Annotated in this window: 14 protein-coding genes, 2 rRNA genes and 1 riboswitch; of the genes, 9 read left to right on the plus strand and 7 right to left on the minus strand. The window is 58.0% G+C overall.

The features are described 5' to 3' along the window. A 23S ribosomal RNA gene (locus tag AC1AZA_RS08965) occupies positions 1–764 on the plus strand; the annotation flags it as partial. A gap of 155 nt (positions 765–919) precedes the next feature. Then, positions 920–1036, plus strand: a 5S ribosomal RNA gene (rrf, locus tag AC1AZA_RS08970). A gap of 420 nt (positions 1037–1456) precedes the next feature. Here rrf and AC1AZA_RS08975 read toward each other — a convergent pair. After that, the gene (locus tag AC1AZA_RS08975; protein WP_476514319.1) at positions 1457–2518 is read right to left on the minus strand and encodes a sigma factor-like helix-turn-helix DNA-binding protein; all 1062 of its coding nucleotides are present in this window, start codon (positions 2516–2518) and stop codon (positions 1457–1459) included. Between the two features lie 344 nt (positions 2519–2862). Between AC1AZA_RS08975 and AC1AZA_RS08980 the strand changes: the two genes are divergently transcribed. After that, positions 2863–3189, plus strand: coding sequence for an AAA family ATPase (locus AC1AZA_RS08980; protein ID WP_476514320.1), 327 nt, complete (start codon positions 2863–2865; stop codon positions 3187–3189). Positions 3190–3276: 87 nt separating this feature from the next. Here the strand turns inward: AC1AZA_RS08980 and AC1AZA_RS08985 are convergent, their stop codons facing one another. Further along, positions 3277–3966 carry a hypothetical protein gene (locus tag AC1AZA_RS08985; RefSeq protein ID WP_476514321.1) on the minus strand — a complete coding sequence of 230 codons (690 nt, stop codon included), beginning with the start codon at positions 3964–3966 and terminating at the stop codon, positions 3277–3279. Positions 3967–4337: 371 nt separating this feature from the next. On the opposite strand from AC1AZA_RS08985, the gene AC1AZA_RS08990 reads away from it, so the two are divergent. Continuing rightward, positions 4338–4901, plus strand: coding sequence for a recombinase family protein (locus AC1AZA_RS08990; RefSeq protein WP_476514322.1), 564 nt, complete (start codon positions 4338–4340; stop codon positions 4899–4901). A 196-nt stretch (positions 4902–5097) separates the two neighbouring features. Beyond that, positions 5098–5157: riboswitch (guanidine-III (ykkC-III) riboswitch) on the plus strand. A 21-nt stretch (positions 5158–5178) separates the two neighbouring features. After that, a complete protein-coding gene (locus AC1AZA_RS08995; protein ID WP_476514323.1) occupies positions 5179–5490 on the plus strand; it encodes a DMT family transporter in 312 nt (103 codons plus the stop codon). Positions 5491–5788: 298 nt separating this feature from the next. Here AC1AZA_RS08995 and AC1AZA_RS09000 read toward each other — a convergent pair whose 3' ends face one another. After that, entirely contained in the window at positions 5789–6862 is a 1074-nt protein-coding gene (locus AC1AZA_RS09000; protein ID WP_476514324.1) for a LacI family DNA-binding transcriptional regulator, read from the minus strand. 184 nt (positions 6863–7046) lie between these two features. Here AC1AZA_RS09000 and AC1AZA_RS09005 point away from each other — a divergent pair, with 184 nt between their 5' ends. After that, positions 7047–8333 (plus strand): ABC transporter substrate-binding protein, encoded by a 1287-nt coding sequence (locus tag AC1AZA_RS09005; protein ID WP_476514325.1) that lies wholly within the window; start codon positions 7047–7049, stop codon positions 8331–8333. 49 nt (positions 8334–8382) lie between these two features. Continuing rightward, on the plus strand, positions 8383–10041 hold the full coding sequence (locus AC1AZA_RS09010) for a glycoside hydrolase family 43 protein (protein WP_476514365.1): 1659 nt from the start codon (positions 8383–8385) through the stop codon (positions 10039–10041). 354 nt (positions 10042–10395) lie between these two features. Here the strand turns inward: AC1AZA_RS09010 and AC1AZA_RS09015 are convergent, their stop codons facing one another. The 3 genes from AC1AZA_RS09015 to AC1AZA_RS09025 all read right to left on the minus strand — a co-directional run bounded on the left by AC1AZA_RS09015 (position 10396) and on the right by AC1AZA_RS09025 (position 14816). Next, positions 10396–11955, minus strand: coding sequence for a hypothetical protein (locus tag AC1AZA_RS09015; protein WP_476514326.1), 1560 nt, complete (start codon positions 11953–11955; stop codon positions 10396–10398). Between the two features lie 15 nt (positions 11956–11970). Then, positions 11971–13506 carry a glycoside hydrolase family 30 protein gene (locus tag AC1AZA_RS09020; protein ID WP_476514327.1) on the minus strand — a complete coding sequence of 512 codons (1536 nt, stop codon included), beginning with the start codon at positions 13504–13506 and terminating at the stop codon, positions 11971–11973. Positions 13507–13616: 110 nt separating this feature from the next. Beyond that, entirely contained in the window at positions 13617–14816 is a 1200-nt protein-coding gene (locus tag AC1AZA_RS09025) for an ABC transporter substrate-binding protein (protein ID WP_476514328.1), read from the minus strand. Positions 14817–15098: 282 nt separating this feature from the next. Here AC1AZA_RS09025 and AC1AZA_RS09030 point away from each other — a divergent pair, with 282 nt between their 5' ends. Further along, the gene (locus tag AC1AZA_RS09030; protein ID WP_476514329.1) at positions 15099–15986 is read left to right on the plus strand and encodes a helix-turn-helix domain-containing protein; all 888 of its coding nucleotides are present in this window, start codon (positions 15099–15101) and stop codon (positions 15984–15986) included. A 102-nt stretch (positions 15987–16088) separates the two neighbouring features. After that, positions 16089–16292 (plus strand): helix-turn-helix domain-containing protein, encoded by a 204-nt coding sequence (locus AC1AZA_RS09035; RefSeq protein WP_476514330.1) that lies wholly within the window; start codon positions 16089–16091, stop codon positions 16290–16292. 111 nt (positions 16293–16403) lie between these two features. Here the strand turns inward: AC1AZA_RS09035 and AC1AZA_RS09040 are convergent, their stop codons facing one another. Beyond that, complete coding sequence (locus AC1AZA_RS09040) at positions 16404–16679, minus strand: hypothetical protein (protein ID WP_476514331.1); 276 nt, start codon at positions 16677–16679, stop codon at positions 16404–16406. Positions 16680–16746 lie beyond the last annotated feature (67 nt).

The following is a 16746-nucleotide window of genomic DNA, read 5'->3' on the forward strand; positions in this document are numbered from 1 at the left end:
GGCGCCAGCCTGGGTGGAGTCGGAAGGTGAAATACCGTTCTGTTCATATCTGGCGTCTAACCATGAGCAGTGATCCTGCTCTGGGACGGTGCCTGGCGGGTAGTTTAACTGGGGCGGTTGCCTCCCAAAGAGTAACGGAGGCGCCCAAAGGTTCCCTCGGCCCGGTTGGCAATCGGGTGTTGAGTGTAATCGCACAAGGGAGCTTGACTGCGAGAGCGACGGCTCGAGCAGGGACGAAAGTCGGGGATAGTGATCCGGTGCCGGCGCACGGGCGCGGCATCGCTCAACGGATAAAAGGTACCCCGGGGATAACAGGCTGATCATTCCCAAGAGTCCATATCGACGGGATGGTTTGGCACCTCGATGTCGGCTCGTCGCATCCTGGGGCTGGAGCAGGTCCCAAGGGTTCGGCTGTTCGCCGATTAAAGCGGCACGCGAGCTGGGTTCAGAACGTCGTGAGACAGTTTGGTCTCTATCCTCTGCGCTCGTTGGAATCCTGGGGAGGCCTGCCCATAGTACGAGAGGACCTGGGTGGACGAACCTCTGGTATGCCGGTCGTCACGCCAGTGGCGCGGCCGGTTGGCTACGTTCGGAAGGGATAACCGCTGAAAGCATCTAAGCGGGAAGCCTTCTCCGAGATAAGGATTCCTTGACCCCTCTTGGGGTCTGTACCCTCCATGTGGAACACGTGGTTGATAGGCCGGACGTGGAAGCCGCGCGAGCGGTGGAGCTGACCGGTACTAATGGGGGAACGCCAACACGACACACGCCTTCTTCCGGGAGTGCGTGTGCGTGGGATGGTTGGGCGTCGGATTCGTCTGCGGCACGGAGCACAAGCGTGCTTCACACAACGACAGGCAACGAGGGTTGCTCGCGTCCATTGTCCGGTTCCCGGACCGCCACCATGCGTTCCGGTTTTTGCGGTGGTCATGGCCCAGGGGTCACGCCCGGTCCCTTTCCGAACCCGGTAGCTAAGGCCTGGCACGGTGATGGTACTGCACCCGAGAGAGTGTGGGAGAGTAACACACCGCCGCAAATACACTTCGAATGACGGGGAGCGTCCTACGGGACGCCCCCGTCATTCATTTCTGCGCCGCATTTGCGGTCAGGCGTTGTCGCGGGGGATTGACTCGCGGTCGCAGACGCCGGTCACGCGAACGGCCCGGAGGGACAAAATCTCCGGGCCGTTTCCTGTATCCGGGTGAGCCGGGGGAGGATGCCGTCGCCGGCTCACCTCCCGGCGTCTCGCCGGCCGGACCGGGCTTGGCTTTGCCCCACTGGGGCCTTCTCTTCCTCATCTCCCAGAGCCCGCCAGACGATGTCTGACGGGCTCTTTCCGTATCACTTGCCGGAAGGGATCGCAAGGGCATCGGGTCGTTGCCGCAGCGGATTCCCGTGGAGCGGAGGAGACGACGGGCTGCCGGGTCCGCAGTCTCCTGCTTGGCGGCGTTGTCTGTCAGCGACGCAGGGTCCAGCGGCCGCCGCCGGCACCCACGAGCCGGGGATCTGCCCTGAGCTCGCTCTCGACCGTCGCCGCATCGTCCTCCGAGAGCAGCGACGCGATTTCCGCGGGGGACATAGGACGGTTCTTCAGGAACAGGATCGCCTCGATCACATCACGCGAGCGTGCGCATACGATCGCATGACCGTCCACCGTCACGATGCCGCAGTATGCGAGCCAGCGTGCTACGGTCCCCGTAGGTACCCCGGAATCGGTGAGGATGTCGTACGAGTCCAGCGTCTTCGGGGAGACGATGCCGTGCGCATCGGCCTCTTCCCGCAGCAGCTCGAGGAATTCCTGACGGGCGAACATGATCGAGGGCGAGGCGACCCACCCGTCCCTCACCTCGAACGGGGTGCCGCACACGTTGCGGATCAGCCTGTGCAACGGCGTGGACAGCCCTTCCAGACGCTCCCCGATCTCGGGCATGCGCACACATGCTTGTACCGTGGTCATGAACGGCACGGTGCCGTCGAACAATGCCTTGAGCCGTTCCTCCACATGATGCGTTTCGAGAACGGTCTGCAGGCGGAGACGCAGCGACTTCTCGATGCGGCGTACCTTTTCGCGGCTTACCGAGCAGCGTTCCGCGACCTCGTCGACGGTCTCCGGCTGTTCGTATAGGATGCGCCGGATCAGCACCTCGAATTCGCGTCCGTCCAGCAGATTGATGGCGTGCTCCACGCTTTGGGCGAGCGTCATGGGCTCCATGGGCTCGCCGGCGTCCGATTCGGGCCGCCAGCCGGGATCGTCGTCCGGCATCGGATCATGGGAGAACAGGCTGCCGATCGTGTAGGCGTTAAGCCGCTGCGCCGCGCGGCGTACGTGCTCGGGCATCGCTTCGGTCACGGGCAATGTGAACGGCTGCAGATCGTCGCGCTCGTTCGCCCTCGCCCAGACGGCGACGGCATCCAGATCGGTCCATACGTCGAAGATCGGCGCTTCACCGCCGTCGTCGCCCGGAAGGATGCCGGGACGTTCGGCCTGTGGCGTCGAGATCGTTTCTGGAATAGACATAGCCATCCCAGTGTAGCCAACGACGGGGAAAACGGCAGATTGAATTAACTCTCGCTTTTCACGGTCTGGGAAACAGGATGGGCATCCGCGCGTCTCACCACTGAATTCGGATTTTTGTCGTTGGATAATTCGGATTTTGGTAGTCGGAAGATTCGGATTCTTGTAGTTAGAAGTTTCGGATTTTCGTCGTCGCAAAACTCGCGACCAGCCGGAGCGCAGCTCAGGAAGGTGGAACGCATGACGGGCAAGGCATCCACAGGCATCCGTCCAAGCTCATACCGCCCGCGCATCGTCGACGCGCAGATCGAACGGTATCTGTGCATCTTCGGCTCAAGAATCTGTGTGTGCGGGACCTGCTGGTATACGCGCGCGCCCTTCCGGACATCGGCATGGAGCCCGTGCGCTACTACCACGACGACTCTGGACTGGAGTGCGACGCGATCATCGAACTGGCGGACGGCCGTTGGGCCGGCATCGAAATCAAAGCTAGCGAGGACAAGGTGCCCGACGCCGTCGCGACCCTTTCGCGCATGCGAAAGAAACTGACAGCCAACCCGTACGCGCGGACCAGCGATCCCGAATTCCTTGCCGTGCTGGTAGGCATCGGCGAGTTCGCTTACCGGCGCGACGATGGCATCTACGTGATCCCCATCGGTACGCTGGGCGCGTGACCGGAAGTGCGCCGCGCGCGGCTACCAGTGCCTCAGGTCAGTGCCCAGTGTCGGTCATGTCACGAGACGATACACCACCGATGTCAGCTATTCAGTGCCGATTTTGATGACTTTTTTGCCTGCCGACGCCATGCATGCGGTCAGGGCCTCGAGGTCCTCGCCGGAGTCGCCGTCCGTGGTGATGATCGGCGTGAACGTCTCGCTTAGCCGCTGCAGCCCCTCGACGCCGCGTGGCCAAGAGTCGCTGATGCGGTCGGCGTACGAGGGCGCGTTCGTTCTGATGCATTCCACGCGGGCGTCGTAGCGTGTTTTGTCGTACGAGGAGAAGTCCGCATGCGACAGCACCCACTCCTCCACCTGATCGAAGGTGGCGCACTTCGCCCGCCGCTCCTCATACTGTCTGGCGCTTTCCTCCTCGTGTGCATGCCGCTTGGCTTCGTCGTTGAAGTCCTCGTCGCTGAGTGCCGGGACTATCGACGTCGGGACGTGCAGCGATCCTTGGTGCCACGGGTAGGTGTCGAGGTCGTAGGTGATTTCGCCGGCGAGCCCGGCTTCGCCCAGGCATTGTCCCAGGGCGTTGAGGGCCTGTTCGGTTTCGGCGCGGCTGACCTTGCCGTCCGCGAGGATCTGCGCCACGAGGTCCTCGTAGGAAGACCATTGTTCGACCTGTGTTCCTTCCTCGAACACCTCCGCGTTGCCCGACGGCGGGCCGGCGCATCCCGACAGCAGCAGGATGGGCGCCAGGCAGCCGACAGTGATCGACTTGTTGCGTGTCATTGTGTTTCTCCCTGCGTCGTATCGTCGCGGCGGGCGCCGTCGCCCGCCGCGACTGCTGGACTAGTAATAGAGGGCCTTGTGCTTCCTTTCCTAGGGGAGTCCGGCTTGGGGGACCATGGCGTTTCGGCGTTGGAACGCCAATAAAAAGAAGGCGCGTGTGACAGCTTGATAACCGTCATCTCTCTTTCAGGATATCAACCCGGTGCCTTCAGCTCACCGATGGCGACCGCCCAAAAACGGTCGTTTTCGGACGCTGTCCGTCTGCTGCTGGTTCCGTCTCCGAAACGCCGGGAGATTGTGTATCAAAAACCGTCTCAATATCAATATCTCATATCGGAAGCTTGATGTCGGTTTGTGATACGTTTTCCGGTATGGGCAAACGATTCGGATACGCACGAGTGAGCACCGCGGGGCAGACGGCCGACCTGCAGCGCGACGCATTGGAGAAGGCGGGATGCGACCGGCTGTTCGTGGACACCGCCAGTGGCGCGAAGGCGCATCGGCCGGAGCTCGACAGGATGATGGAGCTGCTGCGCGAAGGCGACGTGGTCGTCGTCTGGCGGCTTGACCGATTGGGCCGCAGCGTGCAGAACCTCGTGGAGCTCATGAACCGGTTCCAGGAGATGGGCGTGGGATTCGTGAGCCTCAACGAGGCGATCGACACCACCACGCCCGGCGGCATCCTCGTGTTCAACATCTTCGCTGCTCTGGCGCAGTTCGAACGCGACCTGATCCGCGAGAGGACCAACGCCGGACTGGAGGCTGCGCGGGCCCGGGGCCGGCGCGGTGGCCGGCCGTTGAAGCTGGATGCGAAACAGGTGGCCGAGGTACGCCGCCTCTACGACTCGAAAACGGTGACGGTCAACCAGATCGCCAGCATGATGGGCGTGGGTCGGGCCACCGTGTACCGGGCGCTGGAGAGGGACAAGGCGTAGATAGATGTGTGGTGGCGTCGCTTCTCGTGTGCCTTTGACCGGCAGACAGGAAACAGGCCCGAACCGCATTCAGTCTTTTTGCGCATGAACGCCCCAGCGTCTTAAAGCAGAATCGTAATTCACTTAATTACGATTCTGCATATCGGGGCGCGTGGCGTACGACCATGATCCCGGCCGTGATGTGCCCCGCTGCCAGACAGGGCCACAGTGGTTCCCGGACGATGGACAAGTACCCGGTTTGATAAGACTTGCCATACGCATGAGGAGCGTGGTGGCCATGTCTTGGCTCGTTCTCATTCTTTCCGGTCTGTGCGAATCTGTGTGGGCGATCGCCCTTGACCGTTCCGAGGGGCTCTCCAAGGTCGTTCCAGTAGTGTTCGCGGTCGACCTCATTGCCAGCATGGGTGGCCTTGCATACGTGACAAGGCACATTTCGATCGGCGCTTCCTACGCCATCTGGGTCGGCATCGGCGAGTCGATCACCGCGGCCTATGGCATGGTCAGCGGCGAGGAAGCCCCGTCGCTGCTGCGCATCCTGCTTATCTGCGGGTTGATCGTCTGCGTCGCGGGATTGAAGATCGTCGGTTGATGATCTCGGATGGATGCTTGTTGGCAGCGTGACGCTGGGCAAGCGCGGCGGCCCGCATGTGACGGTCGGAAAGAATGACACCAACGTAGGTGTGTCGATTCCCGGCACGGGGATCAGCTGAGAGAAGCGCATGGACCTGCCGTCATAGCGGCGGCAGGGGGCGACTCCGGCGGCGATCAGGACCCAGCAACGCACGCCCGCGGCGTCGAGGTCATGCAGCGGTCCGCCCGTGCCCGACAGTATGCCGGTCAGAGTGAGCCTCTGCCCAACAAGCCACAAATAGTCAAGGTGGTGGAGATTAATGCAATGGTGTCATAGCCGTGGTGGATTCTCGAACAATAAGTTGGTATCCGACCTGAATGATTTGGGGATGTTCGGGAATGTCTGAATGGGTTATGCGGCTAAGCATCAGCTGGACTGCAGCGTGGGCCATGCCTCGGAAATCAATGGCGACAGTGGATAAGGACGGTACGCTATAGGATCCTTCATCAATGCCGTCAACACCCATGACGGCTACATCGTGAGGCACATGCACGCCGCGAGAGGCGAATCCGCGGATGGTCCCTAGGGCCATGGCATCGTTCATGCACAACACCGCATCGAATGGCATACCTTCGTCAACGAGTCGATTTGCAGCTACGATACCGTCTTCCACTGTCCATGGGACATCGCGGATCATTGAATCATCGGCTGGCAAACCATGATCGGCGAGCGATCGAAGCGCCGATTGAGGGCGAATGACACCAACGCGGGTCAACGTATTGCTTGCCTCTGCATGGGATTTGTACCGGTGGCCGAGGATGCCGATACGCTGATATCCACGGGCGATTAGATGTTCCACGGCGCAGTTCATAGCATGCTCCTGCCGTACATTGACTACATCGAACCGAGGATCAGGCGAACAATCGTTGAACATGACGACCGGGCAACGGGTTTGCAGGTAATCCATTTCTGAGTCGGTCAGGTTGAATGGGAAAGCGAAAATGCCGTCCGCGAACGTAGCCAGTTGGCGAATCGACCGATGGTCGGTGCTGGATGTCAGGTCGGACATGTGGATGATCATCGGCATGCCAAGCCTGTGAACTTCTTCCATGAGATAGTTGGTGACTTGGGGATAGTACGGTTCGCTGAGGTTCGGAACCACTATGGAAAGCATGCCGCTTTTGCCGGAAGTGAGAGCGCGGGCGGAATAGTTCATCTCATAATGCATCTGCTCTGCGATGGTTCTGATGAGCTGGGCGGTTTCGGGCTTTACGTAGGGTTTGCCGCGCAGCGCCGCGGACGCTGTAGTGGCACTTACGCCGGCTGCTTTGGCGACATCGCGGAGTGTGACCATCGAAACCTCCCTCGGAAACTGGCTGGTTTCCAGCATAGTGCCATGCAACACGCCGCAGAGGCCTTGCGGCAGAAGTTTTGGCGGTGTCGGATTGCTTTCTGTGGATCCTATGCGTATCATTATCTTATCGGTAAGATTATAAAACTCGTTGTAGAGCAAATATTTTACTGGCAAATAATAGGAAAATATCTTACCGATACGATATGTAAAGGAGCATATTATGAATAAGTACGAGCTTCGTGTCACTGGCGCTTCTCTAGCCGTATTGTTGATGTTGTCCGGATGCGGAGGTTCGGGTGGCACTAGCGCGCAGAATCCTGACGACGAAGAGGTGACCATCAGTCTGAATTGGTGGGGCAGCAATGTGCGTGCAGCCAATACGGAGAAAGTCGTCAAGCAATTCGAGCAAGAACATCCCAACATTCACGTCGAGTTGCAGAACGCCGACTGGTCCGGTTACTGGGACAAACTTGCTACATCGGTTGCAGGTGGCAACACACCTGACGTGATCCAAATGGATCAGTCTTACCTGTCGTCGTATGCATCGCAAGGTGTGTTGCTCGACCTTGCCCAAGTCGGCGACGATATCGATACCAGCAACATCGCCAATATGGAAGCCGGACAGATGAACGGCACACAGTACGGGATTCCATATATGATCGGCAACTACGGCATGGTCGTCAACAATGATTTGCTGGAGCGTATCGGTGTTACTCTTCCCGACACCGATAACTGGACGTGGGATGAATACGTAGCATTCGGCAAGGAAGTCTCTGAAAAGTCCCATGGCGCTGTCACCATCGGTACCCCTCTAGCTGCGATTCTTCAAATCTGGGCCAATCAGCATGGTACTACCGTCTATAAAAACGGTAAATTTGCCATGGAGGAGAAAGCTCTGACTGAATTTTTCCAATTGACGGCCGATATGGTGGCCAACGGGTCGGCCGGCACCGCAGATCGATGGACCGAGAACTCTACGGCCACTCTTGATCAGAGCGATATCGGGACGGGCAAGCAAGCCACCGGGTTTTACTCTGCGTCGCAGCTTTCCGCGCTTTCGACGGCTTTGGGTACTGAGAATGTCTCTCTGGAACCGATACCGTCGAACGTGGACGGTAAATGGGATACGTACGGCTACTCTCCTACATGGACGATTAGTGCTAAGAGTGAACATCCTAAGCAGGCCGCCATGCTCATTGACTACTTAGTGAACAGTGAATATTCAGCGGAGGTGCAGGGTGTGGAACGAGGCATCCCCTCCAATGGGAAGATTCGAGAGTCCATGAGAAACAAGGTCGGGGTCATTGATCAAAAGGTCCTTGACTTTACCGATCGCATCGAACCTCATGTCGGTGGACTCCCCGAGATTTCCCCGGCGGGCTCCAGCAATCAGGGGAATATTGTGCTGCGCTATCAGCAGGATGTGATCTATGGCAAGCGTACAGCGCAAGAGGCAGCCAGAGGACTGAGCGATGAGATGAACAAGGAAATTGACGCTGCAGCCTGACATCGCGCATTGGTCTTGTGGAGCTGCCGCAGGACTGCGAAAGGACCCAATCATGATCGAAAACCCCGTTCTGTCCGGGTTTCATCCCGATCCTTCAGTAATCCGAGTCGGGAATATGTACTATGCCGCTACTTCTACCTTTGAATGGTTTCCTGGTGTGCGACTGCACGAGTCCTTGGATCTGGAGCATTGGGAGCCACTCCCATTCCCGTTGGATCGTATCTCACAGCTTGATATGCGTGGTGTTGCTTCGGGATGCGGAGTATGGGCCCCGGACCTGTCCTATGCTGATGGCAAGTTCTGGCTCGTCTATTCCAATACGGTGTCATCTCGTGGCACGTTCAAGGACGTGCGTAACTATGTGGTTACCTCTACGGATATACACGGACCGTGGTCTGAGCCAATCCCGCTGAATGGGGTTGGATTTGATCCAAGTCTGTTCCATGATTCCGATGGACGGAAGTATCTGCTTCAGCAAACGATCGACTCGCGCGAATACCATCACCGGTTTAACGGGATCACAATCACGGAGCTTGATGCTAACACTATGCAGCTGAAACGAGAAACTCAGCGAATTCTATGGCAGGGTAGCCCGGTACAAGTGACGGAAGGACCTCATCTCTATCGCAAGAACGATTGGTATTACCTGTTCGCAGCCGAAGGAGGTACCGGCAGATCACATCAGGAAACCGTGGCGCGTGCGCGTAACCTACTCGGACCATATGAAGTGATGGATGAGCCGCTGCTCACGAACTATGACGATCCTTATGGGCCATTGCAGTGTCAAGGACATGGATCCCTGTTCGACACTCCGGATGGTGAATGGTACTACGCGTCATTATGCAGACGGCCATGGCGTCATGAGACTGAACCATTGTGCGCTGCAGGGTGGAGCACTCTTGGGCGGGAAACTTCGATCCATCGGGTTATTTGGGAAAACGAATGGCCTCGGATTGTCGGAGGACGACATGGATCGCTTGCAGTCGAAGAACCCGATGCGGTTGTTTCCACAGACGATAATGGTCTTCCTTTGCGCGATGAGGATACGAAACGTACTCAACACGATGACTTCATGTCTGAATCGTTGGGAATTGACTGGCAAACTCTTCGTGTTCCTTTTGATGAACGTATGGGGCATGTCGGTGGAGGACAATTGTTGCTGAGGGGTGAGCATTCCCTATGCAGCACATTCAATGTATCCATGGTGGCTCGACGCTGGCAGTCGTTCGACTTCACGGCGGAAACGTCCTTGGCATTCCGGCCGATAACATATCAAGCCATGGCTGGGCTGATCAATTACTACGGGGCTACGAACTGGTCAGGCGTAGTAGTGACCTATGACGAGCGTCGATGCTGCCGAGTGCTTGAAGTATTGCAATGTGCTCATGGGCGTTTGACGTCATACCTTCAGGATCAAGCGATCGCCATACCGGACGATTGCTCGTCCGTCCAGTTGCGCGTGGAAGTCCATACGCAAACATATCGATATGCGTACTCTTTCAGCGATGATGTAACTGAGAAAAGAACCGGATTGACGCCTTGGGTTGCATTGCCAGTCGTTCTGGATGCCGCAGTGCTGTCTGATGAGTATTCAGAAGCCGGAGGCGATGCTGCTTTTACTGGTGCATTCGTTGGTCTGGCGGCGATGGATTACTCAGGTTATGGCGAGGAAGCTTCTTTCAGTTACTTCAACTATTGCGAACAATAAGAACGATCGTCGCCGATAAACGCAGCATTCTTCGAGGTCAGAATGATGGTCTGATTGGCTTACCAGAGCCGATCTAGTCGTTGCTGTCTTAGCGGCGAACGGAGGTTAGGCAGACATTTTGCTCGAGGTCGCTGAGACTTCAGAGGTTTGGTCATCAGTCATTATTGCGGGATGATACCGGGTTGCTTATGATTGAGCAATACCGGTGCCATCCCCATTGGCATGGAAGACGCTCGATGAGGTCGAACAGTCATTCGTCGAGGTCAAGAGCAGTGTAGCCGCTGTAGCTTTTGGGTAGCTTGGATCGCCTCTAGGTCTTGTTCGAGGATACAAGAAGGCCACTTGTCAGACGGTTTATTGCTCATCCTCATCATGTTCGTGCCTGTACACCAGCAGATCTCCATACGAGTATCTTCCCGTCGGTGTCTGTCCGAGCGTCGGATTCCGATTGAATGACAGCATCAACTGACTCCCGTCCCCTGCAGCGGTCACGGGAACAATTGCAGGCCAAACGCTTCTGCCATCCGGTTCATGGTCAACGTGCAGCTGTCCCATTTTTCTTAATCCGCAGTCGGGATCCAATGCCACGAATTTGGCGTCGTCCGGCTCGTCGTTCCATAGTCCGGCGAACACGAGCCAGTGTCCGTTCGCCCGTTGAAGCAACGGTCCGGTTTGGGCGTCACCCGGTCCGGCGACATCCCTGTAGATTCCGTCCCATGTGTCAGCCTGAGCGAGAAATGTCAGGTACTTTCGCAATTGCCGATCCATGCGCACGTAGATCATCAGCCAGGACTTGCTTCCAGCGTCGTACACCACGTGCGAGTCCTCTTCGTTGCCGGACGCAGGGTAGTTCATTCGCCGGGCTTTGGCTTCGATGAACCCACCCCGGCGAGGGTCGTGCGGAAGTTCTCCCTGCCACAACGCGTGATCGTCGCCGTGCGATGTGACCGTGAATCGCCAGCGGTTGGCATGCTCATCGAACAGTATTGCCGCCGCATGCCATTGTCGGTCTGTTCCGCTTGCATCCCATCCGTCAATGAGGTCATCTGCAGACGGTCGGAATGCGATGACCGACACCAGCCGCAAGTCGTAAGTGTTGAGATCGAATTCGTACACTCCCTGACAACTATCCTCCACACGTTCGTAACCGCGCGTGGTCATCGCTATCCAGATGCGATTGCCCTGCACTATGGGCGTGCCATCCTCCAACTGCACCACCCGAGGATCTGCCTGCCCGGTGCCACATGTAAGGTATTCGCGCATGCTTCGGATCACGACCGACCCGCCTGCCGACACCCGTACGCCGCCCAGGAGGCGGAACCGGTTTCTGACCACATCGGAGCGCAGATCGAATATCGCGCCGATATCCACACTGCCGCAATAATCATTGCCAACGGGTTCCGTCGCAGCAGCCCTGTTTCCATCGTCAGACATCGGGCAGTGAACACTCACGCACATGCCGTTGAGCTTTACCCTGAGTATCCGCCGTCGCGCACCGCCGCCGGGCACCTGTAGATCCCGCGTCATAACGTTGCGGCCGTACTTGATCACCGCAATGGTCACGCCAATGGTTGCACTGCCTTTGCAGTGCTGCACCACGTCGATACGATTGGCGCCATCGACCCGATAGGACAATACAACATCCACAGTGCCTATGCCTCGACAGTCCACGTCGGTTGCTGCATACGGGCACGGTGACGCATCCCCTATGCGCCGGAGCCATTCCAGCGGGACAGAACCGGTACCGGCATTGGTCACGGTCAGCCCGCCCGATGCGCGTTCGTCATCGTTCGGGTCAGCCTTCCACTCGTTCAGCGTTACCGAAGAGTCGAAATAGTGTCGTCTTTGGCTCCGCAGCGTCCACAGCGTCCATCGTTTGTCATCACTCGGCTTGCTCATCTTGTTGTCCCCCATACTCGTCCCCATGATTCATCCCTTTCCCGGCGCCTTGTCCCCAGCGAAGTGCGCCGGCACCGGATCGAGCGGAAAGTCGGCATCGTCGGGCACTGCGGAATCGTTGATCGCATGCGTGGATTTCTGCAGCGTGACGGTTCCATAAGGCGGTACCGTCGCATGCTGCCAGATAGCTCCGCTGCCATTGACTGTCACGGCAGCCTCGATGGGATCGGATGACGGATTGTACAGTACGCCGGTAATCGTTCCATCCGGTCCCATGAACGCCACTGCTCCTAATCCGCCGTCATAGCCGTTAGCCGTATAGTTCGACGAACCTATGACGTGTGAACCGGGAGCTATGCCCTGACTGACGTTGCGCAGCATGTAATACTCCAGATTGCGACGTACGTTGCCGGTGCCGCGTTCTATCGTAATGACGCCCCGGCGTCCTGTGGATCCGGCCCTGTTTGGCAGTCCTCGTTCGTCGAGTGCCAGATTCCACAGCGTGATGGCGCTCATGCCTCGGCGAATGAGCCAGTTGCAGTTGACGCCGAACATGATGTGTGAAGCATCCTCCACGCTTTCCTCCATCATGCAGCGGCGTTCACTCATCATGAGCGTCCAATGGGGGAATGATCCGAGGGCGTAATCCAAATTGTCATATGGGCCTGCATACGTGTGCACGGCAATGCCGTCGAATGCCGCTGCCTGTTCACCGGTGATGACGTCGCCGAGTGGTTCATGCAACGTGCCGGGATTGTCGTCGAGATAGTACAGTTTTGTTTCCAAGCCGTGCCGTCGTAGTTCTGGACGCAGGAAGTCATGTCCGAACGTCGCCAGCTCCTCGAGCGTCCACGTCATTGCCGGCCATGGCGAGGCGCACGCGGGTTCGTTCTGAATGGTGAGCGCATGGATCGGTATGCCAAGACGTTCATATTCCTCCACGAATCGCGTCAGGTATCGAGCATAGACGCCTTCGAAACTATCGTGCATGGAATCGTAGCCGTATCCGGTCCATTCTCCAAAGCGCAGACGCCCTCCGTGGGTCAGCGATCCCGTGTTCTTCATCCATGCCGGGGCGCTCCATGGCGAGGCCAGTATTTTCACGCCGGGATTGACGCCCAGAATCTCCCTGACCACCGGCACGATGTAGCGCAGATCCTTGGTTGCATCGGCGCTGCCCGGTATGCCCTCCCCTATGGAAAACGATTCGAGATCCACATCATGGCTGCCAAACGGCACGTCATCATAGGTGTAATAGTCCTGCGCATTGAAGTCGCAGGATCCTATGGGGATACGGATCATGGAAAATCCCGCCCCGCGAACCGGATCGAACAACTCCCGCAACAGAGTCGTGCGTTGCCGCTCATCCATGGACGTCCATATCAGCGCCGCCGTAGCGTCGGTGATGGCCGCGCCCGCTCCCATCCAATCCTGCCGGTGGAGTGAGGGGTCGATCACGACCGGCGTCGCAGTACCTGCGGACGCAACAGGGGTGGGCGTCGGCAGCGTTGACCGGCGCAACACGAGATCGCCGGATGTCGCAGTCCATAATTCAAAGGGAAACATGGTGGGAATCCTTACTATGCCTATGCCTTGTCTGTTGGAACCGCCACCGGCGGCGGTATCGGATGGCCTGTACGGCTGCGATACTGCCGCCAGTAGCGAGGCGTGATGGTTCAGCGGTCAAGAGCACCACTGTTCTTGATCTGGCTGGTGGCGGACGCAATGGCGTCATCAATGGAATCGGACTTGGTGAGAATCGCCGAATGCGTGGCCTTCAGGATGGTGAGGACCTCGTCGGTACCCGCGGATGCAGGCGAGTCGATCAGAGGTTTCTGCCCGGCCCATGCCTTACGGGACAGATCGTCGTTCGGCACGCCTTGCTGTCCGAAGAACACCTGCTCCACGGCATCGTTCTTGAACGCGGGCGTGAGTCCCAGTGCCGCGATCGCCTTGGCGCCCTGCTCGCCGCACACCCATTCCACGAATTCCCGTGCGGCCTTGAGCTTGTCCCCGGTTGTACCGGCGGAAATGCCCAAGCCAGCGATCGATGCGACCGTGAGCGGCGTACTGGGCAACGGCTCGTCGGGATTCTGCGGCAGCGGTGCGATGCCCCATTCGAAGTTGGCGCCGTCACCCTTCTGCTTCTGCGTAATCATGTCGATGATGTACCACGTGCCGATAGGCATCATGGCGGCTTTTTCAGTGCTGAATTGCGCCTGATACTGCGTTCTGGACGACGACACCGTGCCGTAGTTGAGGATCAGATCCTCATCCTGCATGGTGAGTATGCGCTCGTAGTACGGCTTCATGTAGTCGTAGTTGCCGGAGAGCAGGTCGGCGCCCTTGGTCTGCACCAAGGCGATGGATTGCGGAATCTGCTGCCATGACGTGTGGAAATACGCTGGCTTGACCGCATTGGCGTCATACCCGGCCGCCGGAAGCTTGGCCTTCAGCTCACGGGCCGTGGTCATGAAGTCGTTCCAAGTCCACGATGCGGAAGGCTCGGCCACGCCAGCCTTGTTGAACATGGTCTTGTTGTAGTACATCACGTAGCTGTCCATGCGGTAAGGCAGCGAATACGTCTTGCCGTCGAGGTTGTAGGCGGACGGGTCGTACTGGTCGCCTTTCATGCGATCGGCAATGTCCGTGATGTCCTGCAGGGTATCGCCACCTACATACGTGGCATACTTGCCCAATGTCTTCATGGTGACGATGTCCGGCCCGGTTCCGCCGGAAAGATCCACGGTCAGCTGCTTGTCGTAGTCCTCGGCCGAGTACGCCTTGAGCGTGACCGTGATGTTGGGATGCGCTTCGTGGAAGCTATTGACGATGGTGTCGAACTCGGGTGTGGTACCCAGATTCCAGCCACTCATGGTCAACTCAACCTTGGTGTTATTGTCCAAAGGCTGTCCGTCGGTGGCTTGTGTGCCTCCCGGCATGCCGCATCCGGATAAGGCCATCGCCATGATGCCAATGAAAGCCGTGGCCGCCTGAATGTTTCTGCTACGCATGACTGCGCTCCTTCGCGTATTGCCCGTGACATCTGCTTTGATGTTGTAGGCTCGTTTCTTTGTTTCCGCGGCCGGCCTGTTTGATGCGGATAATTCAGTTATACTTGCAGATAATGCGCTGCACAACCGGATTTAGTTGCATAAATGAGCAAAAAAGTGAGGATTACGGTCATGCCTTACAGCACGGAACACGTAGTCAGTTTCCCTCCGAACCACATGCCTCATGAGGATCGGTTCCGCATCGAACTGACGGGTATCACATACCCCAATCGCAAATACCACATCGTCAGGCCCAATTCGCCGTTCTTCTGTTTGGAATACGTAATTTCCGGTGAAGGGCACGTGCGCTGTGGCGATGTCGAGTTCGTCCCACGGGCCGGTGACGCCTACTTGCTGCCAGCTACTCTCGATCACGAGTACTGGGCGTCACCTAGGGACCCCTTCAAGAAGATATGGATGAACGTGAGTGGCCTCCTGTGCGACGCTCTATTCCATGCCTACATGTCGACCGGCCATCCGTACATCCCCCAGTGCGCGGATGTTCTGCCGTTGTTCGAGGAGTTCGTGGACTGCTGCGAACAGAATCGCAACGATCCACTGCTCCTCGCCGATCAGTGCCCGGTCATCCTGCACCGCATCTTCATCGCCCTGTCGAGCGCGTCGCCTGCGCCGCAGACGCAGACGAATGCCATCGCGATTCGCACTAAGCGCTATATCGACCTGCATACGCAGGACGCCCTGCAATCCGCATCCATTGCGCATGCCGTTGGCGTCTCCATCTCTCAGATGAACCGATGCTTCGTCCGGGAATATGGCCGGACCCCATACCGGTACTACGTCGAACAGCGGCTTGGGCAAACCCAGACGCTTCTAGCCGGGACCGGTCTGCGATCGGTCGAGATCTCGAGGCAGATGCATTTTGCGGACGAGCATTATTTCTCCACCTGGTTCAAGCAACACACAGGACTGACACCCAAGCAGTATCGGTTGAGACGGATATCGGGATGGCAAACGCCTGAATCTGAAACATGATGTTTGTGGGGTAAGTACCGTTTCGATCGGCGGGTAGCTAATCTTGATCGCTGGCTGTAATGCCGAGGCCACTGTAGGCATGTCTCTTTCCATCGCGGTGATGTGTGCAAAACGACTAACGCCGGTCTGGAGGCTGCGCGGGCCCGGGGCCGGCGCGGCGGCCTGCCGCTGAAGCTGGATATGAGGCAGGTGGCCGAGGTTCGTCGCCTCTACGACTCGAAAACGGTGACTGTCAACCAGATCGCCAGCATGATGGGCGTGGGTCGGGCCACCGTGTACCGGGCGCTGGAGAGAGACAAGGCGTAGGACAAGAAAACGGCAGCATTTCTGGGCGGCATTCGTTCCGTGACAAGACCCGCCAGAGTCTTTGGTCGTTTCAGTATTCGATGATCGCGACCGGAGACCCGGTGGCACGCGTCACAGGATTCCGCGGCCGTATGGCGTTCGTCCTTGGCGGTCGGCCGGGTTCTCTTCGTGGGGTTGCTTGACGTCCTGACCGTAGACGATGCCCTCCTCGTGCGAATGGATGCCTATTACCACGTTGTTCTTGTCCAGCACTACGGGGTTGCGGACGTTGAGGGTGTCGAACGGCGCTGTCGGATCGTTCTTGAGCGGCAGTAACCGTGTCAGCTGGTCCGTGTCGTTGGCGACATGGTTTGTTCGTAATCTATGTTCTCGACTGGTGCTTTTCATGTGTCGTTCACTTTTGCGCTATGAGTGAGTGTGCGTGTCTTCATTTCTGCAACGTATTCATGGGCAC

The sequence above is a fragment of the Bifidobacterium sp. LH_389 genome (assembly GCF_056357235.1).